We start from the raw sequence: 23,018 nt of genomic DNA on the forward strand, positions 1-23,018 counted from the left end.
AAGTTAGCATGATCAAATTTAATGCAGATATACATCGATCTCTTGTGGGTCGCTTATCGTCTCTATTTGCGCTAACGGGTGGCTTTATCATGTTAATGCTGGCGGTGACGACCGTCGCCAGCATTATCGGTAGAACAACCATAGGCCAATCAATAGAAGGCGATTACGAAATCACCGAAATGGGTCTGGCAATGGCCGTATTTCTCTTTCTTCCTGAATGTTATTTACGCAAAGGTCACGTCATTGTCGATCTATTTACCGCACACTGCAAACCCAGCACGTTACGTTTTTTAGACACCTTTAGTGATGTGATTTTCACCCTAGTTGCCTTTACTTTTGCTTATCGCATGAGCCTAAGTGGCTTCGAAGCAAAAGAATATTTAGAACAAAGCATGCTGCTTGAATTGCCCACTTGGTGGACATTCATTGTGGGCGTTGTATCCATGACACTGTGTGGGCTTTGTGGTCTTTATAAACTGTCCACCTCGTTGTGTGGGGGTAATCATGAGTAATATCGAACTGGCCTTTTTAATGATGGCTGCACTGCTGGTTCTGATGAGTATCCGTATCCCAATTGCGTTAACCATGTTGGTGTGTGGTGCCATTGGTTATTCTCTTATTGGTGGCGTTCCTGCTCTATTAGAATATTTAGGCACCGCGCCTATTTCAAAATTTTCGACCTACGACCTTTCCGTCGTGCCTTTATTTTTATTAATGGGAGAACTCGCAACCCGCTCTGGCATCACCGCCGAGCTCTTCCGTACCTGCAATACATGGATTGGCCGTCAACGGGGTGGTATTGCTATGGCTGCCATTGCAGGCTGCGCAGCATTCGGTGCGATTTGTGGCTCTTCTCTCGCCACCGCGTCGACAATGGGCAAGGTCGCACTGCCTGAAATGAAACGCTTAAACTATTCTGGCAGTCTCGCTGCTGGCGCCTTGGCAGCCGGTGGTACGTTGGGTATTTTGATTCCTCCCTCCATGGTGCTGATTATTTTTGCGGTACTTACTGAACAAAATATTTCTAAAATGTTCATCGCCGCTTTTATTCCAGGCTTTTTAGCGGCTGGTGGCTACATTCTTGCCATTGCTATTTATGTGCGAATTTACCCAAACGCGGGCCCTCGTGGTGAAAAAACGACATTTGCCCAGAAGATCAAATCCACAAAAGACGTGTGGCACATTACGACTATTTTCTTGGTGGTATTGGGCGGCATTTATATGGGGATTTTTACGCCTACAGAAGCCGCTTCTGTCGGGGTTATCTTGACTGCGATTCTTGCGATTACTCACGGTAAAATGCGCATGGATGGATTGCTCACGTGTTTGATGCGTACCGCGGTGTCTTCCGCGATGATCTTTTTTATTGTGTTGGGTGCGGATTTATTCAGTGTCTTTATTGCGCTTTCACGGTTACCCGATTTGGGCGTTGAGCTAATACAAAACTCAGGTTTATCGCCTTAGACCATCTTGGTCTGCATGCTACTTACCTATTTGGTAATGGGCTGTTTCCTAGACAGTTTGGCAATGATTTTGCTGACGATTCCGATTTATTTCCCCATGATTATGGCCATGGACTTTGGTATTCCAGCAACCGATTTGGGGATTTGGTTCGGTATTTTGGCTCTGATTGTGGTCGAAGTTGGATTGATCACGCCACCCGTAGGGATGAACGTGTTTATTATCAAATCCTTTGATGACACGCTCAAATTAAAAGAATGCTTTAAAGGCGTTATCCCCTTCTTAATTTCGGACTTTGTCAGAGTTGCATTACTCATACTGTTCCCGAGTATTACGCTAGGACTGGTTCACTTAATTGGCTAAAACACCAACGCAGGCCAAGTGCCTGCGTTTCTTGGTATAACGCTCAACAGTTTAGAATTACACCAAACTGATGTTTTATATTACAATGTCCGATTACTCGAATAAGAAATGAGACTAACATGGCTAACGACACAAAAAAAACAGACCAAACCGTAGACTTTGGCATACTCAATAGCTTGGTTGGTTATCGCTTACGCCGCGCTCAAATGAATTTTTTCACTAAGTTTTCTGAGGTTTGTTCAGACCTTGGCATTAGCCCAGGTTTGTTTGCCATTATTGCTATTGTGGAACGCAACCCAGGTTTGACGCAAACGGCCGTTGCGCAAGCACTTGGTAATGACCGCTCCGCCATGGTGGCCGCCGTCGACAAGTTAGAAAAAATGGACATTATTGAACGCAGACCCGCCATCAATGACCGTCGATCCTATGCTCTTTTTATGACGCAATACGGCGAAACGTTTTTCACCACCATCAGTGAACGCGTCATGGAACACGAGCAAATCATGGCCGCACGTTTAGAAGGCGACAACGAACTAGAGTGGTTATTGAAAACACTGGATACGCTGTCTTATTGATGACCTATTGATGTCCTAATGTTAATAAGCAAAAAGACAATGAGCGATCAATACATTGATCGCTCATTTTTACAAATTGCTTGAGAACTGTCCTACCGCATCGACCACTCGCTGAGCACCGTCCTGGATCTCAACAATCACTTCGCCAGCTTCATTAGAAAGCGTCAATCCTTGCTCTGCTTGTTCTTTGCCTTTATTTACTAACGATACGGCCTTTTCCGCCAAGATTTGGTTTTTTTCCACCACACCTACTATTTCTTCTGTGGCGGTACTGGTTCGTGAAGCGAGCAGCCTCACTTCATCCGCCACCACCGCAAAGCCTCGTCCCTGCTCTCCTGCTCGTGCCGCCTCGATGGCGGCATTTAACGCCAATAAGTTCGTTTGATCGGCAATGCCTCGAATGCTTTGGATAATAGACCCCACTAATTGGGATTGTTTGTCCAACTCAGAAATGCCTTCTGCGGCTTCGGCCATTTGTTCTGCTAATTGGCGCATGACCGCCACCGTGTCACGTACGACTTGGCTGCCTTTTTTTGCACTTGCGTCTGTTTGTTGTGAAATAGTGAAGGCAATATCAGCAGCGTCAGATACCGCCAACTCTCGATTCACCTGATCGGTAATAATGGTGGCAAATTTTACAACCTTGTATAAACGGCCATGTAAATCTGAAATAGGATTATATGTGGCTTCTAACCAAACAATGTTTCCTCGACTATCAATGCGTTTAAAACGATCGGCAACAAATTCCCCTTTATTTAAGCGTGCCCAAAATCCCACATATTCGGAAGATGAAGACTCTTCAGGCGTACAAAATATTTTATGGTGTTTACCTCGGATTTGATCCAGTTTGTAACCCATTCCCTGCAAAAAAAGATGGTTCGCAGTCAATATATGACCGCTCATATCAAACTCAATCACAGCGGTTGAGCGCTGCAACGCCGCAATAATATTTTGATCTTCACGAGAAGAAGTAATGGTGCGAGTTAAGTCATTACAATGAAGAGCAAACTCTTTCAATTTTCCCGTTGTGCCGTCTAAGATAGGCTGAACGATGGCTCTTAACCAAGCCTCAGTGCCATCTTCCTTTTCAATTTCTACTGCGCCAACCCAGTGTTTAACGTTTTTTATAGCCCCTAATAAGGCATTGTAATGTTCGGTTTTACGCGAATACGAAGGGGTTAAATCAGACAACGTCTTGCCCACGATGTACTCTTTCGAGCAACCCAATTCTTTTAAGAATTTATCATTGACTGACTTAATCACACCATCAGGGGTCAGTACCAGCACCAGCATTTCTTGGCTCAAACTGTCTCTGACTTGATTTAAAGAGTAAAGCTCGTCTTTCAGTAACTGCAGTTCATTTTTTAAACCAGTATTGAACATTATGCGCTCCTTGAATATGTCGAATTCCAATAACAATAGCTTGTAAATATTGAGATCGCTAGATTGCTATAAAACTTACTAATAACAAAAAACACAACCGGATTAAGGCAATGAGTTTAGGTCGTTAATAATCACCGTCAATTCAGCGTCTAACATCTCCCGCAGGTTTGACGTTTCTATCGACGAAAGACACGTTTCAACTGCCTCCTCATCGCTGTCAGTGGATTTTAACGTGGCTTCATAACCAGCCAGTTTGCCAGCTAATCTCGGCAGCCCCATCGTAAGTGCCGCTCCCTTCAATGTGTGAAGGCTCTCTATAAGATGAGTCACATCTCGTTGCTCTACGCCTTGAGCGATGTGCGCCAATAAATCATCCGCTTCTACTCTAAAACCTTCGACCACATTTTTGTACAAATCCGCACTACCCGCAAATCGAGACAGGATAGATTGAAGGTCTTCACGCTCCGCCACATCACAGCGGTGATCATCTAACTCCCTTCGAGGGGCATGTTCATCCTTTAACGAAGAAACCGTTTCCTCTGCACGTTTTGCATAACGCAAAATACAGCGAGTCATTTGGTCTATGTCTAACGGTTTTGCAATATGATCAATCATTCCGGCTTGGAAACAGGATTGTTTGTCAGCTTGAGACACATTCGCCGTCATGGCAATAATTGGAAGATCCGCAAAACGAGCTTCTTTACGAATGCGTTTGGTCGCTTCTAAGCCATCTACACCGGGCATTTGCATGTCCATCAATACTACGTCAAATGTCCCCACATCATGAGACAGAACCGCATTGACACCCTCCAAGCCACCATCTGCCACTTCAACCTTCGCACCTTGTGACATCAGTAACTCGGTTGCAACCTGTCGATTAAACGCATTGTCTTCCACCAAAAGCAGCGTAATACCTAACAAACTGTCGGACAAATCGGTTGTGTCTTGCAGACTAAAACGATGGCGTATTTCCCCTGTGAGCGATTCATACACCGTTTCGGATAATTTGCTCAATGTCACAGGCTTGATCAGACGACCAGAAACGCACTCCGTTAACGCGTCTAACTGATCGTCTAAAGCATTCGACATCAACAACACTTTAGGACGCTGCTCAGCCACAACAATCGCAGATTCAAGCTGTTTAATACTTTCCGCTCCCGCAAAGTCGCTTGTTTTACAGTCTAATAAAACCGCATCAAAGGGTTGACCTGCGGCCGACGCATCACTGACCAAGGTGCCAGCAAGACGAACTGAATCAGCGGTTTCAGACGACCAACCTAAGCTCATCGCCATACGCGAAAAAATCATTTTTGAGGTGTCATTAGAATCTATAATCAACAATCGAATCGGTGCACTTATCACATCGGAAGGCTTTTCAACCTCCACATCCGCCACCGGGAAATCTACGGTGAAATAGAAGGTACTGCCTTTCTCTGGCTCACTTTCTACTTGAAGATTACCTCCCATGAGTTCCACAAATCGACGACAAATCACCAACCCCAGACCGGAACCCCCAAAACGTCGTGCCGTTGAAGATTCCGCCTGAGAAAACACATCAAATATAGACTCTAGTTTATCGGCACTAATGCCTATTCCCGTGTCTTTCACACTGATTTTTAATCGCGAAACCGTACTTTCCATAGACAGTTGTTTAATCTCTAAAACAACACAACCTTCTAAAGTGAATTTCATTGCGTTACTGAGCAGATTAATAAGGATTTGCAAAAAGCGCAGTTTATCTCCAACCAAATACGTTGGGATGTCTTTATCAATATCAAAAATTAACTCGACCTTTTTACCCATGGTATTGATAGACAAAACCGTCGCCAATTCGCTCAGCAAAGCCTCTACTTCAAAGGGCTCCTTTTCCAATTCCAGCTTACCAGCGTCCACTTTTGTAAAGTCCAACACATCATTAATCAATCCTAATAGTGTTTTGGCCGAAATCTGGGCTTTGGAAATGTAATCCTCTTGTTGAGACGATAAGGCCGTGCGTTTCACCAAATGCAGCATGCCTAAAATAGCGTTCATTGGCGTGCGTATTTCATGGCTCATGTTCGCCAAAAAGCTCGACTTGGCGACACTGGCTGAAATCGCCTCTTCTTTGGCCTTACGCAACCAACTCTCTAATTCACGCTCTGCCGTCACATCACGGTTAACTCCCATCATAATGGTTTTATTGCCTTCGGGGTTTTCCTGCAAAGACGCGCTGGCCGATATATAGCGAATCTTGTTATTTGGCAATATGATCCGAAACACCATGTCATAATACCCAGTCCCATCAACGGCGTTTTTTAAGGCTTCAGCGGCCATTTCTCTATCATCAGGGTGCAATCGGTTCAACCAGTCTTCGTAAACAATACCGTCCTTTCTTTTTGACAAAGGATATTGGTAAATATCCAACATCAAATCGTTCCATTCTAGTGTGTTACCCTCTATATCCCAGTTCCAAATGCCTAATTGCGCCACCTCTGCAGCCATCAGCAATTGATCGTGAGCGTATATCAAGGCTTGCTGATTGTTTTTTTGCTCAGTGATGTCCATCGCCATGCCCAAATAGCCAATGATCTCATTGCTACTGTCTTTCATGGGTGTAACGACTAACGACACTGGGCGCGTACTGCCATCCTTATGAAGATAAGTCCATTCCTTGCTTTCAAAATCACCTTGCAGCGCCCTATAAACCAACACACCCAAAGACTCCACCACGGTCACTCCTGTGGCATTCAATATTTCCCTTCGGTGTTGCTCTATCTCGGTCACATCATGGAATCCAAGCGGAGTCATTCTGCCAACCACCTCTTCAGCCGAGTAACCCAGCATCCGCTCAGCGCCTTTATTGAACAGTTTAATCACACCATTCAAATCCGTTGCAATAATAGACACTTCAGACGAGGCGCTTAACACGTCATTTAACATTAAATTCAGCTCTCGAATTTCTGCTGTACGCGCCTTTACCTGATTTTCTAAGTTGGTGTTTAGCTCAAAAATTCTGGCTTCTGCCTTCTTGCGTTCGGAAATATCACGCACGGTATTCGACACACCAAAAACGTTATTATTTGCGTCTAATATAGGAGAAAGTGTGAGGGACACCGGAATTTCCGTGCCATATTTTGTTCGTCTACGCGTTTCAATAGAGTGTGAAGACCTGTCTTTTTTCACCTTTGTAATGATGGTCGCTTCTTCATGCTTGAGGTCTTGAGGCACCAATAACTCATTAACATCGTGACCGATGGCTTCTTCTTTTGTAAAACCAAAAATACGCTCCGCACCTTGGTTCCAGCTAACAATAATGCCATCCAAATTTTTACTGATAATACCGTCCGCAGAACTTTCTACCACGGCCGTGATTCTGGCTTGATGCGCCATGACCTCACGACGTCGAACAATATTTAATCGAATAGCCATCACAATAATAGTAAGCAAACCACTGATGAGCAGGCCAACCACCAAAAAGGCAATAGGATCGGGCAAACGCAATGCTTCAATGAACGCAGGAGTAATACTCAGTGAACTTTGCCAATGCCGCCCATACACCAGCGTTGTCTGTTCTTTTTTAAACTGTTTTATTCCTGATGTTCCACTGTCATAAAAAAGCACCGGATTATCCAAATCGGTAATATCCACCAATTCATAATGAATTTGCTCCGGATCTATAGGCAGCCCATTTAACACTTCCTCCATCAGCAAAGGGGCATAACTCCAGCCAAACCCTTTTTGAATCCGCTCGGTTTGAGTCAAAGGCGTGCTGCCGCCACGGTAAATTGGCATAAGGATGAGAAAAGATTGCTGCGGCTTCCCGGAGGCTTGAACCAAGGTAATTGGCCCTGTCAGACGCACTTCACCAGTGTATAAAGAGGAAGCCGCCGCTTCACGACGGTTTTTCTCTGATGCGATATCCAAACCGACTGCCTGACGGTTTCGATCAACCGGTTCAATGTATTGGATGACATAACGTTCATTGAAGTTTGGCGCCAGCGTTTTGATCGAAAAATCTGGCCAGCCATCCTGACGAGCCGACTCGACAAACGCATCCTCCTCAGATTGAGGTACTCGACGAATAAAGCCAAAACCACGCGCACCCGGAAATTCATCGTCCACGTCACGCGTTAAACTGTACAAAGTAAAAATATTCCGAGAAATCTCATTTTCACCTGTCGTCAACACCGCACCGCGCGCCCCGCGTAAACCGTATTGATAAAGCTGAATACGAGTCAGAACCTCTTGTTTCAGAGTGTTAGACGCCTCAAAAGCAGCTTGATTAATTCGGACTTTATTGTCTGTTTGAATTTTATAAGAGAGGCCCAAAACAATAGAAACGGTAATCAATAAAGTGACAATCACCCAGCGGTTATAAATCGATTGAGTTGAAATTTTGTACACTTGAGTCTCCATACATTGCCCCATAACATTTTACTGTGACTATAAGATGGGGAAACTTCAGTCACGCAACAATCTTCATAAGTGTAGATGAATTAACAACTTATATTTAGAGAGTGACGATAAAAAACAAAAAGAAATGATGAAGCAAAACAGAAAACAATGAACGATGCTAAACAGACCATCGAGCCAAGCATCCTAGTCCAAAATGCCTTGCCTCATGTCAGCTTCCTAACGACAAACTCAGCACTGTACTGAGTTTTGGGTTATAAATACGCTATTCCCAATGAACCCAAACGACAGGATCACGTTTTATGAAAGTCGCCGTTTTCTCCTGCAAACCCTACGACAAAAGAACCTTGACGCATTTCGCCGCTACCACAGAATTGAGCATGACCTACTTTGAAAGTCGACTCAGTATGGAAACCATCAGTCTAGTCAAAGGTTTCGATGCCGTGTCCTGCTTTGTAAACGACGACATCAACGCGCAGGTAATTCGCTTATTAAAACAACAAGGTGTCACGACCATCGCCTTGCGCTGCGCAGGGTTTAACAATGTCGACCTTGAGGCAGCGAAGGCCGAAGGCATCAAAGTGTTTCATGTTCCCGATTACAGCCCGACCTCAGTGGCCGAACACGCCGTTGCCCTTATCATGACTCTAAATCGCAAAACACATCGCGCTTACCACCGCGTAAAAGAAGGCAACTTTGCCCTAGAAGGACTCATGGGGTTCAACCTAGAAGGAAAAACCGTCGGCTGCATTGGAACAGGACGAATTGGCGCGGCGTTTTGTCGCATCATGAAAGGCTTCGGCTGCCGCGTATTGTGTTATGACCTGCATCCATCTCAAACGCTTATTGAGCAAGGCTGCCAATACCTCCCCCTCGATGAACTCTATCAGCAAAGCGACATCATCAGCCTACATTGCCCGTTAAACCCAGCAACACATCACCTAATCAACAAAGACAGCCTAGACAAAATGAAAGACGGCGTGATGATCATCAACACCAGCCGCGGCGCGCTCGTGCATGCTCAAGAAGCCATCGACGCCCTGTACAGCGGCAAAATTGGCTATTTAGGCTTAGACGTTTACGAACAAGAAAACAAAATTTTCTTTGAAGACATGTCATCTCACATCATCCAAGACAGCGTTTTCCAGCTTATGCTCACCTTCCCCAACGTCGTCGTTACCGGCCACCAAGGCTACTTTACCGACGAAGCCCTCAACCACATCGCCGAAACAACCATCGACAACTTACTTCATCACCAAAGCGACAGCAGCGGCGCAAGGCAATTGGCATGACCGTTTAAAGTCATCGAATTATCAACAAATTGTCACCTGCATCCCGTATACTTTGCCCGACTTTCGCGAAAAACAGGAGCCGCGCATGAACCTCGACAAACAGATTCAAGACACACTCATTGGCATCGTCCGCAAAGCCGGCCAAGAGATCGTCATGCCCAGTTTTCGACAACTCAGCGCGACCGATGTGGAAACCAAAAGCAGCCTAACCGACCTTGTCACCATTGCCGATAAAGCCAGCGAAGCTTTTATTACTAAAGAAATTCAGAACGCATTTCCCGATTGGGATATAGTGGGCGAAGAAGCCGTCGCCGAAGACCCTACAACGACAGACAAAATAGCCACTGCCGACACCTGCGTCATCATCGACCCGATCGACGGCACATGGAACTACGCTCATGGTTTATCCGAGTTTGGCATCATACTCGCCGTGGTGGTAAAAGGTGTGACACGTTTTGGCTTGCTGTACGACCCAGTCAACGATGATTGGATTTACGCCAACCTAGGCGAAGGCGCTTTTTTCCAGCGCACCGCCATGGATGAAAAAGGCAAACATCAAACGCCTAAACAGGCACCATTAGCACTCGCCTTCACCGCAGAGCCAGACCTAGACAAACTCACCGGCATCATGTCCGTTAACTCCTACACCGGCCAGAAAAAGCAAGATTTCGCCCTCAAAGCCTCACGTTTTGTCCGCATCAATAATCTGCCTTCTTGCCCTGCTTATCGACAAATCGCCCAAGGTCACTTTCACTTCAGCCTAACCTACAAAATGCTGCCATGGGATCACGCCGCAGGCGTACTCGTCCATACCGAAGCTGGCGGCATCTGCCGAACACTCGACGGCCAAGAATACCGCCCAACCATGCTCGATGGCGAAATGCTCGCCGCCCAGTCAGAAGAGCAATGGCAGGCGTTGGCGGAGTGGTTTAGATCAACCTAAGCCATTGCTTTTCAATCTGTTTTTATTTCACCAAGGGTGCTGAGCAAAGTAGCGTTCTAGGTGATCGATCAAAGCGCGTACATTGGGAGAAAGATGTTTCCGCGAGGAATAAAGCGCGTAGATAATCAGGTCTTTGGGTTTCCACTCTGGTAGCACATGACGCAAGCGGCCGTCCTGAAGGGGGCGGTTCGCTAAGTAGGTCGGCAGCATACTGATCCCCGCGCCATTGAGCGTACCGTGAAGTATTGCCGTGGCTTCATTGATGGTTAAGCGGCAATTCACTGAGATTGATTCGAATTGATCACCTTTAGATACATGCCAAATATGTTGTTCAAAGTTTTTGTAGCCTAAGCAATCATGCTGAGACACATCTTGTGGTTGCTGAATGCGTCCTACTGTTTGTTGGGCTTTGTCTAGATATTCGGGGGATGCCACCAGCACGGATTCACACACGGCGATGGGCTTGCCAATTAACGACGGATCCGGATTGGAGGCAATGCGTATGGCAAGGTCGATGCTTTTTTCCGTTAGGTCTGCAGCACTGTCTTCAAGATCCATATCCACTCGTACTTTGGGATACTGCGTCATGAAGTCTTGAATCGCTGGCATAAGTTGGGAAAAACCAAACGACATGCTAGAAGTGATCCGAACCAAACCCGATAATTCATCATTGGTATTCACTAGGGAGATAAAATTATCGGCTTGCTCCAACCAAAGCTCGACGTCTTTTAAACAGGCTTCGCCCGCGCTGGTGAGGGATATTTTTCGTGTCGTGCGGTGCAACAAACGAATCTTCAACCAGTCTTCCATGGCTTCTATATACCGCGTCACCATGGGGCGCGACATATTCAAGCGGTCTGCCGTGCGGGAAAAACTCCGCGATTGAGCGACGTCAATAAACACTTTGGCAGCTACGACACGATCCATTTTCATTCCTTTATAAATTAGAACGATTTAAGAAACAATCATGATCATTTTTGTGTGTTTTTCTGATCATGTCAATTCTCTATGATTGCCACATGAATTAAACAATCACTCTTTGGAGAGAAACATGAAAAAATTGATTACATTGGCGGCTTCTGCACTTATCGCTCATTCTGCCATGGCAGCAGACACAACCCCCCTCACCTTAGAAGTATACAGTGCCAATGCAGGTAGCTTTGGCGTGACTTCTACCTTGGTTTATGGCGAAACAGAAGCCATGGTTGTTGATGCTGGATTCACTAAAGCGGATGCACTTCGTATTGCCGCTAAAGTGTTAGACTCTAATAAAGAGTTAAAAACGATTTTTATTAGTCAAGCAGACCCAGACTACTACTTTGGTGCCGAAACGTTGCACGACATTTTCCCTAAAGCTGAAATCATAACCACACCAGCCGTTCAAAAAGTTCTTGAAAAGAAAATGGCGGGGAAAGTGGTTTTTTGGGGGCCAAAAATGGGTGCAAACGCACCCGTTAACCCTATCGTTCCTGCGATTTACACTCAGTCTACCTTGAAGGTAGATGGTCAAATCATTGAGATCCGTGGCACGGAGGGTATTTTAGCTCATCGCCCTTACCTTTGGGTTCCATCGAACAAAGCGATTTTAGGGAACGTGGCTGTGTTCGGTAACATGCATTTATGGATGGCCGATGCGCAGTCTGATGAGTCTCAAGAAGCTTGGAAAATACAATTGCAAGAAATGCTCGATCTCAAACCAACCACCGTTGTTCCTGGTCATATGGCACAAGGCACAGCATTAACAGCTGATAACATTACGTATTCTCTTGACTACATCAATGCCTTCCAACAAGCAAAAATGGACAGCAAAGACAGCGCAGAATTTATTAAAACAATGACAGCGAAATACCCAGATGCGCAAGGTGCGTTGAACCTAAACATCGCAGCGAAAGTCCATAAAGGTGAAATGACATGGTAAAAGTACATTATTTTTTCGACCCAATGTGTGGTTGGTGTTACGGAGCAACATCGTTAATTGAAATACTAGCAGAGATGACTGAGTTCGAAGTTCATTACCACCCAGGTGGCATGATTCCGAAACGTGCCATTGACCCGTCTTTCAGACAGCATATTTTGCAGGCTGATGGTCAAATTGCCGCTATGACTAAAGCCCACTTTGGTGAGGCTTACAAAGCAAGAGTGGCGGGAGACGGTGATTTCATTGTGGACTCCTACTCAACCACTCGCGCTTTTCTTGTTGGTCAAGAAATGGGGGTCGAAGCACACAAGATGTTAGCCGCGATTCAAAAAGCCCATTACCAAGATGGTAAGCATTTGGATGAGTTGGATATCTTAGCGGATCTAGCGGTTCCGTTAGGGTTAGATAAAACGATTTGGGAGGAAAAAATGGCCCAGTCAGAATCTAATATGTTAAAGCAGGTAAAACAAAGCCATCAATTAATGGCAAAGATGCAAGTCAGTGGCTACCCAACGCTAGTGGTTGAAAAAGACGGCAAGCTACAACGCCTCGCTCACAGCTACTATTACGGCAAAACACTGGAATGGAAAAACTATTTGACTGGCTTTATCTGAGTGTCTGAAACCCAAAACCTTCTTTGCATGAGTAAAGAAGGTTTTTTTATGCTTGATGACAAACCGTTAAATCTGCCAAGCAAACGTTAAAGTTCCATAACGCGTATACTTATCCATTTCTCGATCATAATCGTCGCCACCAATGGTAAACGGCGAGTTGATTGCAAATGACAAGGCACTTTCGCCCCAAGAGTACGTCAGTCCGGAAGACAGCATATTGTTGCGATGATCGTAGTCAATGGAACGACTGTCATGGAACGTATTGCCATCGGTGAAAATCTGGTTAAACGTGTAATTCAACGCCACCCCCATATACACAAACCAACCTTGATTTACGGCAATGGGGTTAGAAGTTCTCGAATCCGCTAACAAAACCGTAGCAAAGGATTCTTCTAGGTTTTTACCGTAGCGCACCATAAAGCCTGTACTAACAGCACTGCGCAATGTTCCTACGCTCATTTCAGCGCCCGACAACACGTCTATAGTATTACTATTGGACACCCAAGACCGCCATGTGCGCCCACGAGACAGTTCAAACACCAGTTCGTTATCCAGCTGAGTGTCCCAACCTCTTGGCGTTCGTGCACTGATGGCTTTGTGCACTGCTTTTTGCGTTTGCTCACCCATGGCCAACGGTCCAACAATCCCCAATGTTGTGCTTACCTTATCAGCGTAACGAGGGCCAACCACGATAAAGGTGTTAGTAAAGCTTAATAATCCAGAGTAAGGAAACGTTCCCTCAGCAGGCACCACTTCTTCAATATCATAGGGGGTATTTAGTGTCTGACCGACACTGTAAATGTTCACAGAGGTTTCAATACTACCGCTTGGCATGCTCCACATCAGTGGCTTCACCCATGCGTCTGGCAGATCAGCGGATGATTTTTTATCATTTACATCATAAAAAGAGACATAGATACCATTCGTATAACCATTGTCTTCATTAACAAAAAAATCGTTGTCCAATGTGGCAGAAAACCAATTCACCTCCGCGAACGCTGGCATACCAAACAATAAAACCAATCCCAAAAGAGACTGCTTCAGTGTGCTTACGCTGTTTTTCTTAATCACATCTCTGTGCTTTGCCACTCCTTTTAAATCAATACGACGGTCTGTCATTGCCTTGAGCATTTTTCACCTATACACGCTTATTTCATATTCATACGATAGAACTGACACCTATTATAAAGTGAACTTATACGAACGAGGACAAATAAGAGTTATAACTTAAAGGAAATAAATGAAAGAAAGACATATAATATTCAAGAATACACCCTATTATGAAATAAATGGGTAAAAATGAAAAAGCCACCGCTTGAAATTGTTCAAACGATGGCTTTACTCTCAATAAGATCCGCTTAGAAAATCAAAAATCCAAGAGAGATAATCACGCCAGATCCGATCAATGCCATCAAGCAATAGCCCATCACGTCTTTTGCACCTAGACCCGCAATCGCCAACGCTGGCAGAGCCCAGAATGGCTGAATCATATTCGTCCACGCATCGCCCCAAGCAATCGCCATGGCCGTTTTCGCAGCGTCCACTCCTAATGCCGCACCAGCAGGCATCATGATTGGTGCTTGTACCGCCCACTGACCGCCGCCAGAAGGCACAAAGAAGTTAACAATGCCTGCACTCAAGAAAGTAAAAAGAGGGAACGTGGTTTCATTAGAAATCGACACAAACGCCTGAGAGATCACACCAGCCAATGATGCACCAGAGTCACCGGTTGCCGTCATCATTCCCATGATCCCAGCGTAGAATGGAAATTGCAGCAAAATGCCAGAACAGTTGCGCGCACCCTGAGAGATCGAATTCAACAAACTCTTCGGAGTGCCATGCAACAAAATAGCGGCAAACAAGAAAGTGAAGTTAACAATATTCAGGTTTAGCGCGAAGCCCTTGGTTATAAAGTAATAAAGGATGTAAGCAAAGCCCATCACCCCCAACAGCAATGACAAAGTGCGGCTGTTTTCCAAACGCTCTGCTGGTGTCATATCCGCTTTATTTGGTATTTCGACCGCCTGCTCTTTCAGCAATTCAGCATCAATGGTCACGGTGTCTTGCGGCGCTGGGTGCATCAAACGGTTTAACAGTGGAATAGTGACAAACATCACCGCCAAGATCGTTAAGTTCATGGTGGAGAAAATCGTCTCGGAGGTAGGAATCGCCGCTGTCACCGCCCCATTCGTGACTTTTTCTATGTTCGCACCACCCGCAATAGACAAGGGAATAGAGCCAGACAAACCACCATGCCAGAACAAAAAGCCGCTGTAAGCCGATGCGATCAATAAACGGTAATCCACGCCTTTTACACGCGCAGCGATTTCACGAGCGAAAATAGCACCCACAACCAAACCAAAACCCCAGTTTACCCAGCAGGCCATCGCACTGATAACCGTAACCAAGATAATCGCTTGACCAGGTGTGTTGGCCACACCCGCTAACATGGCAAGTTTACGTTTGAATGCTGGCGCACTTGCCATAGCATGACCCGTCACAACCACCATGGCCATCTGCATGGAAAAACTTAACAAGTTCCAAAAGCCGCCCGCCCAAGCATTAACGACTTGCATTGGTCCTTGCCCAGTGCTCGGCATCACCAAAAGGAAAACGACGAACGTCAGCACAATGGCAAAAATGAAAGGGTCTGGAAGATAACGCTGTAATAAGGTAACGAAGAATTGGCTTATTTTTTGTAAGCCTGTTTGCTTTTGATCAAAAGTATTCATTAATTCATCCTGTCTTTTTATATTTTTTATAGAACAGATAAAACGCAAAAAAATGGGCTATCGCGAGATACCCATTTCCTGTTGTTTTATTGTGATTACACTAGCGTGACACCAACATCGCAACGCCCATGCCGCCGCCAATACAAAGCGTCGCCAAGCCTTTTTTCAGGTCTTGTCTCTGCATTTCATGAAGCAAGGTCACTAAAATTCGGCAACCTGACGCTCCAATAGGGTGACCCAACGCCACAGCACCGCCGTTGACGTTGACTTTATTTGTGTCCAATCCAAGCTCTTTGTTCACGCACAACGCCTGTACTGCAAAGGCTTCATTGGCTTCAATAAGATCCAAATCGGCGACTTGCCAATTGGCTTTTTTCAGCACTTTTTGCGTCGCCGCAATTGGCCCTGTTCCCATGATGTCAGGGTCAACGCCTGCGCCACTGGCTGCTTCAATCACCGCCAAAATAGGCAGCCCCAGACGCGCGGCTTCCTCGTCGGACGTGACGATAACCATCGCCGCGCCATCGTTCAATGTTGACGCATTGCCCGCTGTCACACTGCCTTCTTTGTTAAAAGCAGGACGCAATTTAGCCAGCGACTCTGCGCTGGTATCCGGGCGAATTTGCTCGTCAGCATCGACAATAATAGGATCGCCTTTGCGCTGCGGGATCGAGATAGGAAGTATCTCTTCAACAAAGCGACCAGCGGTTTGGGCTTGAGTGGCTTTTTGTTGGGAATTTGCGGCAAACACATCTTGCTCGGTACGGCTAATCTCCCAACGGTTGGCGATGTTTTCCGCTGTTTGGCCCATGTGGTAATCATGAAATGCATCCCACAAGCCGTCTGTCACCATGGAATCCAACAATTCCCAGTTGCCCATTTTTTTACCTGAACGGCTGTTTGGTAACACATGCGCCGCTTGGCTCATGCTTTCTTGTCCGCCCGCCACCACCATAGTAGCGTCACCATTTAAAACGGCTTGTGCCGCTAGTTGCACGGCTTTTAAACCAGAGCCACAGACTTTGTTAATCGTCATGGCAGAAACATGGCTGGGCAACCCGGCGTGAACAGCGGTTTGGCGCGCCGGGTTCTGACCACAGCCCGCGGTCAGTACTTGGCCTAAAATCACTTCTTCAATCTGATCTTTCAAAATAGGTTGTTTGGCCAACATGCCAGACAAAAGCTGAGTGCCTATCTGAACGGCACTTAACGAAGATAAAGCGCCATTAAAAGCGCCAATCGGGGTTCTTGCTGCAGCAACGATAACGGCTTTCATAAAAGCTCCTTTAATTATTAGGCGAAGACCATTTCTGGCACATGATCTGGCACGATCAATTTACCTTGCGTCTTTTCAATAATGTCTTCAACAGACACGCCCGGTGCTCTTTCTTTCAACACAAAAGCACCGTCTTCTATTTCAAGCCACGCCAAATCTGTGAGGACTTTTTTGATACAGCCTTTGCCTGTTAATGGCAAAGAACAATTGGACAGCAATTTGGATTCACCATCCTTGGAGGCGTGCGTCATGGTGACAATAATATTCTCGGCACCGGCGACCAAATCCATCGCGCCGCCCATACCCTTGATCAATTTATTAGGAATCATCCACGACGCAATGTTGCCGTTTACATCCACCTCAAAGGCACCCAACACCGTTAAATCCACGTGACCACCACGGATCATGGCAAACGATTCTGCGGAGGAAAAAATCGACGCGCCTTTTACTGTGGTAACCGTTTGTTTGCCAGCGTTGATCATGTCGGCATCAATGGTGTCTTCGGTTGGAAACTCGCCCATACCCAACAAACCATTTTCAGATTGCAGCATCACTTCCATATTGTCAGGAACGTAATTTGCCACCAAGGTAGGAATACCAATCCCAAGGTTAACGTAAAAACCGTCTTGTAATTCTTGGGCAACTCGTTGCGCCATTTGCTCTCTGGTCAGTGACATAGGAAACCTCTTTTTCTTATTCTGTTGTCTTATTCTGTGGGCTTATTCGGCGCTCTTAACGGTTCTTTTTTCGATGCGTTTTTCAAACGTACCAAGCACCACTCGATTCACATAAATACCCGGCGTATGGATGTGAGCGGGATCCAGCTCGCCAACCTCGACGATTTCTTCCACTTCTACTACGGTAATTTTGCCTGCGGTCGCAGCCAGAGGATTGAAGTTTTGTGCGGTATGACGGTAAATTACGTTACCGTAGCGATCGGCTTTCCAGCCTTTAACGATGGCGAAGTCGCCGACAATGGCTTCTTCTAATAGATATTCACGGCCATGAAATTCTTTGGTTTCTTTGCCTTCGGCAACCGGCGTACCCACGCCAGTTGCGGTGTAAAAAGCGGGAATACCCGCGCCGCCTGCGCGCATTTTTTCGGCTAACGTGCCTTGAGGCGTCAATTCGACTTCAAGCTCACCATTTAATAATTGCTTCTCAAACAAAGCATTTTCGCCTACATAAGACGACACCATTTTGCGCACTTGTTTGTCTTCGAGTAGAATCCCCAAGCCAAAGCCATCCACTCCACAGTTATTCGATACAATCGTCAAATCACGGGTGCCCTTGCGTTTGATCTCAGCAATTAAGTTTTCAGGAATACCGCACAAGCCAAAGCCACCGGCCAGTATTGTCATGCCATCTTCTAACCCCGTCATTGCCTCTTCATAAGACGCAACAACTTTGTCGAAACCTGCCATTGTCTTCTCCTACTTTTATTATTTTGATTGCCGATCAGTTTGACTCATACGGATCGATTAATTAAATTTGTTTTTCCTATTTATTAATAAGTTTTACAAATATATTTAAGATCATAAAAATAAGATAAATAGACTCAGTATTAGCAAGCACAGATGTGCGTAAAGGACGTCATGAATATAAAACAAGTTAGAGCGTTTCTTGCCGTTGCCCAGTCAATGAGCTTTGCCAGTGCTGCCACACAGCTGCATTTGTCTCAACCCGCATTGAGCTTATCGATTAAGGGTTTGGAGGATAATTTAGGCGGCAAGCTGTTTACTCGCACCACGCGGCACATTACCCTCACGCCAGAAGGCGAAGCGCTTGTTCCCATTGCAAGGCGACTATTAGCACAATGGGAAAACGCCGAAGACGAAATGAAACAACGCTTTGCCTTACAACTGGGCAAAATCACCATTGCATCCATGCCGTCTTTTGCTGCGTCACTCCTGCCCAAAGCCATTCGCAATTATCACGCATCTTATCCCAGTATTCAGGTCGCCATAGACGATGTGCTCTCCGATACCGTCGTCGAAATGGTGCGCAATAACCAAGTGGAATTGGGCATTACTTTTGAGCCAAATACCTTGCTCGACTTGTCTTTTTATCCGCTGTATGAAGACAGGTTTATCGCTATTTTGCCTAACAATCATCCCTTAGAAGCAAACACAGAGATTCATTGGGAAGCCTTACTAAAATACGATTTTATTACCTTGCAGCGGCCTTCCAGTGTGCGCACCATGATAGAAAGCACCTTGAATAAAGCGGGTATAGAACTCAACGTCGCATTTGATGCTCACCAACTTGCCACCGTCAGCCGTATGGTCAGCGAAGGCATGGGCGTCGCCGTGGTTCCCGCACTGTGCCGACAACAAGCCAGCGAGCAAGGCGCAACCTGCCGCCCTATCATACAACCTGAGATCCGCCGTCGCGTTGGCGTAATCTGCCATCCGAGGTCTCATTTATCCATCGCTGCTGCCGCCATGCTGGATGTGCTGATCAATACCTATGCTTGAACCCGCCCAATAAAAAAACATAAACGAAAAACAGCGAGGCTCCCTCGTGTTGCGTCGTTTTCAGCCCCTGTTTCTGTCGTATAAAGACCCATCCTTTTTGCTACTGGTGACAAAATGACCAGTCACGCACACAACAAAAACAACAGCAAAAAAGGATGTCATTATGAGTAACCACGCAAACAGAGGCGTTATTTACCAAGGTAACGGTACCGTTAAAGTCGACGCTATTCCCTTCCCAGAACTGGCTATTGGCAAACGCCGATGTGACCACGGCGTTATTCTCAAAGTCGTTACCACCAACATTTGTGGTAGCGATCAACACATGGTTCGGGGTAGAACAACCGCGCCAAGTGGCTTAGTACTTGGTCATGAAATCACGGGGCAAATCATCGAGTGCGGCCGCGATGTAGAGTTTCTAAAAGTGGGCGATTTGGTGTCTGTGCCATTCAATATTGCTTGTGGTCGTTGCCGTAACTGTAAAGAAGGCAAAACAGGGATTTGTTTAAACGTTAACCCAGCTCGTCCCGGTGCGGCGTATGGATACGTTGACATGGGCGGCTGGGTTGGTGGGCAAGCCGACTACGTCATGGTGCCTTATGCTGATTTTAATTTGCTGAAATTCCCTGATGCCGATCAAGCGTTGGAGAAAATCCAAGACCTGACATTACTCTCTGATATTCTTCCCACTGGTTTCCATGGCTGCGTTACCGCAGGCGTAGGTCCGGGTTCTACTGTTTATATTGCGGGTGCTGGCCCTGTTGGTTTAGCGGCCGCAGCCTCGGCGCATTTGCTTGGTGCCGCCTGTGTTATCGTTGGTGACATGGTTCAAGATCGATTGGATCAAGCTCGTTCGTTTGGTTGCGAAACCATCGACCTTACTCAAGAAGGGGATATTCAAGACAAAATTGAAGCCATTCTTGGTGATCGTGAAGTGGACGCTTTTGTAGACTGTGTGGGGTTTGAAGCACACGCTTGTGGCTGCAATCACCATCAAGAATCCCCTGCTGTGGTGTTAAACTCTGCGATGCAAATGACCCGCGCGGGTGGACAAATTGGTATTCCAGGTTTGTACGTTACCGAAGACCCAGGTGCCACTGATGACGCGGCGAAACAAGGCAGCCTAAGCATGCGTTTTGGCCTCGGTTGGGCGAAGTCTCATTCGCTTCATACAGGCCAATGCCCAGTTATGAAATACCATCGTCAACTGATGCAAGCCATCTTGTTTGATAAGATCGACATAGCCAAAGCCGTTAACGTACAAGTGATCTCATTAGATCAAGCGCCACAAGGCTATGCCGACTTTGATGGCGGCGCCGCGAAAAAATTCGTTATCGATCCACATAAAATGGTCAGTTAATCCGCCCATTCTTTAGTGAATCTCTGACAAATAATGCAAAAGGCCAACCTATCGTTGGTCTTTTTGTTAGTTTTCCGTTGAACAATAGTGTTGTTTAAAATCACTCAGTACACCGGGTAAGCATTCAGGTAAATCTTCAGCAATAAGACCTATACCAAACACATTAGCCACTTCACCATGTAACCAAACTGCCGCCGCGGCAGCATCAAATGGCGCCATACCTTGAGCAAGCAAGCCGACAATAAAACCCGCTAGCACATCACCAGAACCACCCGTTGCTAAATGCGCCGGCGCGTTCGAATTGATAATTGCCTGACCATCAGGTGAAGCAATCACGGTGTCTGCGCCTTTTAGTAACACGACAGCACCGCTCAGTTTGGCGGCAAGTCGCGCCCGCGTTACTTTGTCAGTAGCGTGAACGTTATTAATCTCAGGGCTGTTATTAATCTCTGGAAACACTCTCACGAACTCCCCCTCGTGGGGCGTCATCACACAAGGGCCATTAATAGCGTCAAAAAGCGTGTGCGGATCGTCTGAAAAAGCACTGAGCGCATCAGCATCCAATACTACAGCGCGTTTGGTTGCCAAAGCAGACAGCACAGCATGACGGGTGCGCACTTTTTCTTCACCTTGCAAACCAGCTCCCGGACCAATACAAATAGCGTTATGACGCGCATCAATCAGCAATTCGGCAAAAGCCTCTTGTTCGCGCCCTTCATCTAGCGATGTCGCCATCACACTGATCAATGAGGCCGCATATATGGGCCAAACTCGACTCGGTGCCGTTACCGTCACCAATCCAGCGCCTATACGCAACGCACTTCGAGCGGTTAAACGACTCGCTCCCGTTGTACTTTCACCGCCGTACACGACCGCATGACCACGATGAAATTTGTGTCCTTCTAACCTAGGCCAAGGGTAATCCTGACACCATAGTTCGGGGCTGTTTTCCCAAGTTTGAACGTTAATATCCACTAACACCTGTTCGGGAATACCAATATCAGCAACGACCAATTCTCCGCATAAGGCACGACCGGGGAACAGCAAATGCCCTGGTTTTTTGCGAAAAAACGTCACGGTTAATGCGGCTGGCGCAACCTCACCAAGCGCTTTGCCAGTAGAACCGTCAACACCGCTTGGCACATCCACGGCACAAATTGGCAGTTTACGCGCTATCATCGCATTCACCATGTCACGATAACGAGCGTCTAATGGTCTTGATAAGCCAGCACCAAACATGGCGTCAACAACTAGCTCAACCCCATCAAAAAGCGCATCAGAGAAGGTTTCGACTCGCCCTTGCCACGCTTTGAAATGATGCATGGCTTCTTTCGAAAGAGACGTTTCATCCCCATGAAAAGCCAAGCACACCGGCCACCCTGCGGTGTGCAAAAGTCGAGCAATCACAAAACCATCGCCGCCATTATTACCCGGCCCACACAACACCAGAACAGTACGTTTTGACCAACGTCGACGAATGGCTTCAACCACAGCAAAACCCGCTGCCGCCATCAAACTCACCGCTGGCACGCCCTTCTTAACGGCAGCCGAATCCGCTAACGCCATTTCGGTTGGCGTTAACAGCATTTGGCTATCTTGTCTCATCCTGTACTCCATTACCTTTCACCTATTGAGCATCGTTTTTTTGTATTCATATTTTTTTTAAAGACATACGATTGCAATCGTACTCTAAATTAGAGCCTATACTAAGCATTGCTATATTGTCGCAGACGACACAGGTATGATGTCGCGAAAGACTTAACCTACTTTAGACTATGACCGGACACTTTTATGAACGACGAGATCAACTACACAAACAATCCTCTACACGGTCTGGGGTTACAAGAGCTACTCACCCAGATAGTTGATCACTATGGTTTTGAGATTCTTTACGCCTATCTAAACATCAACTGTTTCAAAACGAATCCTAGTATTGAATCCAGTGTGAAATTCCTCAAGAAAACCGAGTGGGCGCGGGAAAAAGTGGAAATTTTTTATCTGTATCAATACAAAAACTTACCGCGAGTCTCCTCTGAGCAGTTTGAACTACCTCCGCGAAAGCGCATTATCCCTGAAGGCCAAACACCCCGCGAACCAGCAGAATTGAGTTTCGAAGATGCTGAACGTGTACGCGAGAAACAGGCCAAAAAAGCAGCAGAGCACGGCAAGTCAAAACGCTATAAAGAACGTGAGTTCGAAAATTTGTGGAAGCGATAAGCCAACGTTTTTGCTTCG

At 46.2% G+C, this 23,018-nt stretch carries 18 protein-coding genes and 2 pseudogenes; 10 read left to right on the plus strand and 10 right to left on the minus strand.

The annotated features are described in order from the left end of the window. The first annotated feature begins 8 nt into the window (after positions 1–8). The 3 genes and pseudogenes from AABA11_RS11165 to AABA11_RS11175 all read left to right on the plus strand — a co-directional run bounded on the left by AABA11_RS11165 (position 9) and on the right by AABA11_RS11175 (position 2,399). Positions 9–512 (plus strand): TRAP transporter small permease, encoded by a 504-nt coding sequence (locus tag AABA11_RS11165; RefSeq protein WP_265729688.1) that lies wholly within the window; start codon positions 9–11, stop codon positions 510–512. Between the two features lie 22 nt (positions 513–534). Beyond that, positions 535–1,824 (plus strand): annotated as a pseudogene (locus AABA11_RS11170) (TRAP transporter large permease). Between the two features lie 119 nt (positions 1,825–1,943). Next, positions 1,944–2,399 (plus strand): MarR family winged helix-turn-helix transcriptional regulator, encoded by a 456-nt coding sequence (locus AABA11_RS11175; RefSeq protein ID WP_265729686.1) that lies wholly within the window; start codon positions 1,944–1,946, stop codon positions 2,397–2,399. Between the two features lie 69 nt (positions 2,400–2,468). Here AABA11_RS11175 and AABA11_RS16705 read toward each other — a convergent pair whose 3' ends face one another. From AABA11_RS16705 to AABA11_RS11185, 3 genes and pseudogenes are all read right to left on the minus strand, one after another. Next, complete coding sequence (locus tag AABA11_RS16705; protein WP_479481450.1) at positions 2,469–3,008, minus strand: methyl-accepting chemotaxis protein; 540 nt, start codon at positions 3,006–3,008, stop codon at positions 2,469–2,471. Continuing rightward, positions 3,009–3,782, minus strand: a pseudogene (locus AABA11_RS16710) (PAS domain-containing protein); the annotation flags it as partial. Between the two features lie 102 nt (positions 3,783–3,884). Then, positions 3,885–8,177, minus strand: coding sequence for a PAS domain-containing hybrid sensor histidine kinase/response regulator (locus AABA11_RS11185; protein WP_338267946.1), 4,293 nt, complete (start codon positions 8,175–8,177; stop codon positions 3,885–3,887). Between the two features lie 299 nt (positions 8,178–8,476). Here AABA11_RS11185 and AABA11_RS11190 point away from each other — a divergent pair, with 299 nt between their 5' ends. Together AABA11_RS11190 and AABA11_RS11195 are read left to right on the plus strand one after the other, a co-directional pair. Then, positions 8,477–9,466, plus strand: a complete 990-nt coding sequence (locus AABA11_RS11190) for a 2-hydroxyacid dehydrogenase (RefSeq protein WP_338267948.1) — start codon at positions 8,477–8,479, stop codon at positions 9,464–9,466. A gap of 85 nt (positions 9,467–9,551) precedes the next feature. Then, a complete protein-coding gene (locus tag AABA11_RS11195; RefSeq protein ID WP_338267950.1) occupies positions 9,552–10,409 on the plus strand; it encodes an inositol monophosphatase family protein in 858 nt (285 codons plus the stop codon). A gap of 27 nt (positions 10,410–10,436) precedes the next feature. On the opposite strand, the gene AABA11_RS11200 is transcribed toward AABA11_RS11195, so the two are convergent. Then, the gene (locus AABA11_RS11200; protein ID WP_338267953.1) at positions 10,437–11,336 is read right to left on the minus strand and encodes a LysR family transcriptional regulator; all 900 of its coding nucleotides are present in this window, start codon (positions 11,334–11,336) and stop codon (positions 10,437–10,439) included. A gap of 124 nt (positions 11,337–11,460) precedes the next feature. Here AABA11_RS11200 and AABA11_RS11205 point away from each other — a divergent pair, with 124 nt between their 5' ends. Together AABA11_RS11205 and AABA11_RS11210 are read left to right on the plus strand one after the other, a co-directional pair. After that, on the plus strand, positions 11,461–12,327 hold the full coding sequence (locus AABA11_RS11205; RefSeq protein ID WP_338267957.1) for an MBL fold metallo-hydrolase: 867 nt from the start codon (positions 11,461–11,463) through the stop codon (positions 12,325–12,327). Then, positions 12,321–12,941, plus strand: coding sequence for a DsbA family protein (locus AABA11_RS11210; RefSeq protein ID WP_338267961.1), 621 nt, complete (start codon positions 12,321–12,323; stop codon positions 12,939–12,941). The genes AABA11_RS11205 and AABA11_RS11210 overlap by 7 nt, the downstream gene beginning before the upstream one ends. 66 nt (positions 12,942–13,007) lie before the next feature. On the opposite strand, the gene AABA11_RS11215 is transcribed toward AABA11_RS11210, so the two are convergent. The 5 genes from AABA11_RS11215 to AABA11_RS11235 all read right to left on the minus strand — a co-directional run bounded on the left by AABA11_RS11215 (position 13,008) and on the right by AABA11_RS11235 (position 18,373). After that, positions 13,008–14,072, minus strand: coding sequence for a lipid A deacylase LpxR family protein (locus AABA11_RS11215; protein WP_338267963.1), 1,065 nt, complete (start codon positions 14,070–14,072; stop codon positions 13,008–13,010). Between the two features lie 227 nt (positions 14,073–14,299). Further along, a complete protein-coding gene (locus AABA11_RS11220; protein ID WP_338267966.1) occupies positions 14,300–15,673 on the minus strand; it encodes a TIGR00366 family protein in 1,374 nt (457 codons plus the stop codon). A gap of 100 nt (positions 15,674–15,773) precedes the next feature. Next, a complete protein-coding gene (locus AABA11_RS11225) occupies positions 15,774–16,949 on the minus strand; it encodes an acetyl-CoA C-acetyltransferase (protein WP_338267968.1) in 1,176 nt (391 codons plus the stop codon). A 17-nt stretch (positions 16,950–16,966) separates the two neighbouring features. After that, the gene (locus AABA11_RS11230) at positions 16,967–17,626 is read right to left on the minus strand and encodes a CoA transferase subunit B (RefSeq protein WP_338267970.1); all 660 of its coding nucleotides are present in this window, start codon (positions 17,624–17,626) and stop codon (positions 16,967–16,969) included. Between the two features lie 42 nt (positions 17,627–17,668). Beyond that, a complete protein-coding gene (locus tag AABA11_RS11235) occupies positions 17,669–18,373 on the minus strand; it encodes a CoA transferase subunit A (RefSeq protein WP_338267973.1) in 705 nt (234 codons plus the stop codon). A gap of 171 nt (positions 18,374–18,544) precedes the next feature. Between AABA11_RS11235 and AABA11_RS11240 the strand changes: the two genes are divergently transcribed. Further along, positions 18,545–19,426 (plus strand): LysR family transcriptional regulator, encoded by an 882-nt coding sequence (locus AABA11_RS11240; protein WP_338267975.1) that lies wholly within the window; start codon positions 18,545–18,547, stop codon positions 19,424–19,426. 163 nt (positions 19,427–19,589) lie between these two features. Further along, complete coding sequence (gene fdhA / locus AABA11_RS11245) at positions 19,590–20,783, plus strand: formaldehyde dehydrogenase, glutathione-independent (RefSeq protein ID WP_338267978.1); 1,194 nt, start codon at positions 19,590–19,592, stop codon at positions 20,781–20,783. A 66-nt stretch (positions 20,784–20,849) separates the two neighbouring features. On the opposite strand, the gene AABA11_RS11250 is transcribed toward fdhA, so the two are convergent. Then, positions 20,850–22,388: an NAD(P)H-hydrate dehydratase gene (locus AABA11_RS11250; protein WP_338267982.1), complete on the minus strand. Its 1,539-nt coding sequence runs from the start codon at positions 22,386–22,388 to the stop codon at positions 20,850–20,852. Positions 22,389–22,574: 186 nt separating this feature from the next. Between AABA11_RS11250 and AABA11_RS11255 the strand changes: the two genes are divergently transcribed. Further along, positions 22,575–23,000, plus strand: coding sequence for a VF530 family protein (locus tag AABA11_RS11255; RefSeq protein WP_338267984.1), 426 nt, complete (start codon positions 22,575–22,577; stop codon positions 22,998–23,000). Positions 23,001–23,018 lie beyond the last annotated feature (18 nt).

Origin of the sequence: Marinomonas pontica, assembly GCF_036322735.1 — a bacterium.
Lineage (GTDB): Bacteria > Pseudomonadota > Gammaproteobacteria > Pseudomonadales > Marinomonadaceae > Marinomonas > Marinomonas pontica.

Excerpts from the sequence above, each read along its gene's own strand:
- AABA11_RS11165 (WP_265729688.1), top strand. The coding sequence starts at position 9 with ATGATCAAATTTAATGCAGATATACATCGATCTCTTGTGGGTCGCTTA.
- AABA11_RS11175 (WP_265729686.1), top strand. The coding sequence starts at position 1,944 with ATGGCTAACGACACAAAAAAAACAGACCAAACCGTAGACTTTGGCATA.
- AABA11_RS11185 (WP_338267946.1), bottom strand. The coding sequence starts at position 8,177 with ATGGAGACTCAAGTGTACAAAATTTCAACTCAATCGATTTATAACCGC.
- AABA11_RS11190 (WP_338267948.1), top strand. The coding sequence starts at position 8,477 with ATGAAAGTCGCCGTTTTCTCCTGCAAACCCTACGACAAAAGAACCTTG.
- AABA11_RS11195 (WP_338267950.1), top strand. The coding sequence starts at position 9,552 with ATGAACCTCGACAAACAGATTCAAGACACACTCATTGGCATCGTCCGC.
- AABA11_RS11200 (WP_338267953.1), bottom strand. The coding sequence starts at position 11,336 with ATGGATCGTGTCGTAGCTGCCAAAGTGTTTATTGACGTCGCTCAATCG.
- AABA11_RS11205 (WP_338267957.1), top strand. The coding sequence starts at position 11,461 with ATGAAAAAATTGATTACATTGGCGGCTTCTGCACTTATCGCTCATTCT.
- AABA11_RS11210 (WP_338267961.1), top strand. The coding sequence starts at position 12,321 with ATGGTAAAAGTACATTATTTTTTCGACCCAATGTGTGGTTGGTGTTAC.
- AABA11_RS11215 (WP_338267963.1), bottom strand. The coding sequence starts at position 14,072 with ATGCTCAAGGCAATGACAGACCGTCGTATTGATTTAAAAGGAGTGGCA.
- AABA11_RS11220 (WP_338267966.1), bottom strand. The coding sequence starts at position 15,673 with ATGAATACTTTTGATCAAAAGCAAACAGGCTTACAAAAAATAAGCCAA.
- AABA11_RS11225 (WP_338267968.1), bottom strand. The coding sequence starts at position 16,949 with ATGAAAGCCGTTATCGTTGCTGCAGCAAGAACCCCGATTGGCGCTTTT.
- AABA11_RS11230 (WP_338267970.1), bottom strand. The coding sequence starts at position 17,626 with ATGTCACTGACCAGAGAGCAAATGGCGCAACGAGTTGCCCAAGAATTA.
- AABA11_RS11235 (WP_338267973.1), bottom strand. The coding sequence starts at position 18,373 with ATGGCAGGTTTCGACAAAGTTGTTGCGTCTTATGAAGAGGCAATGACG.
- AABA11_RS11240 (WP_338267975.1), top strand. The coding sequence starts at position 18,545 with ATGAATATAAAACAAGTTAGAGCGTTTCTTGCCGTTGCCCAGTCAATG.
- fdhA (WP_338267978.1), top strand. The coding sequence starts at position 19,590 with ATGAGTAACCACGCAAACAGAGGCGTTATTTACCAAGGTAACGGTACC.
- AABA11_RS11250 (WP_338267982.1), bottom strand. The coding sequence starts at position 22,388 with ATGAGACAAGATAGCCAAATGCTGTTAACGCCAACCGAAATGGCGTTA.
- AABA11_RS11255 (WP_338267984.1), top strand. The coding sequence starts at position 22,575 with ATGAACGACGAGATCAACTACACAAACAATCCTCTACACGGTCTGGGG.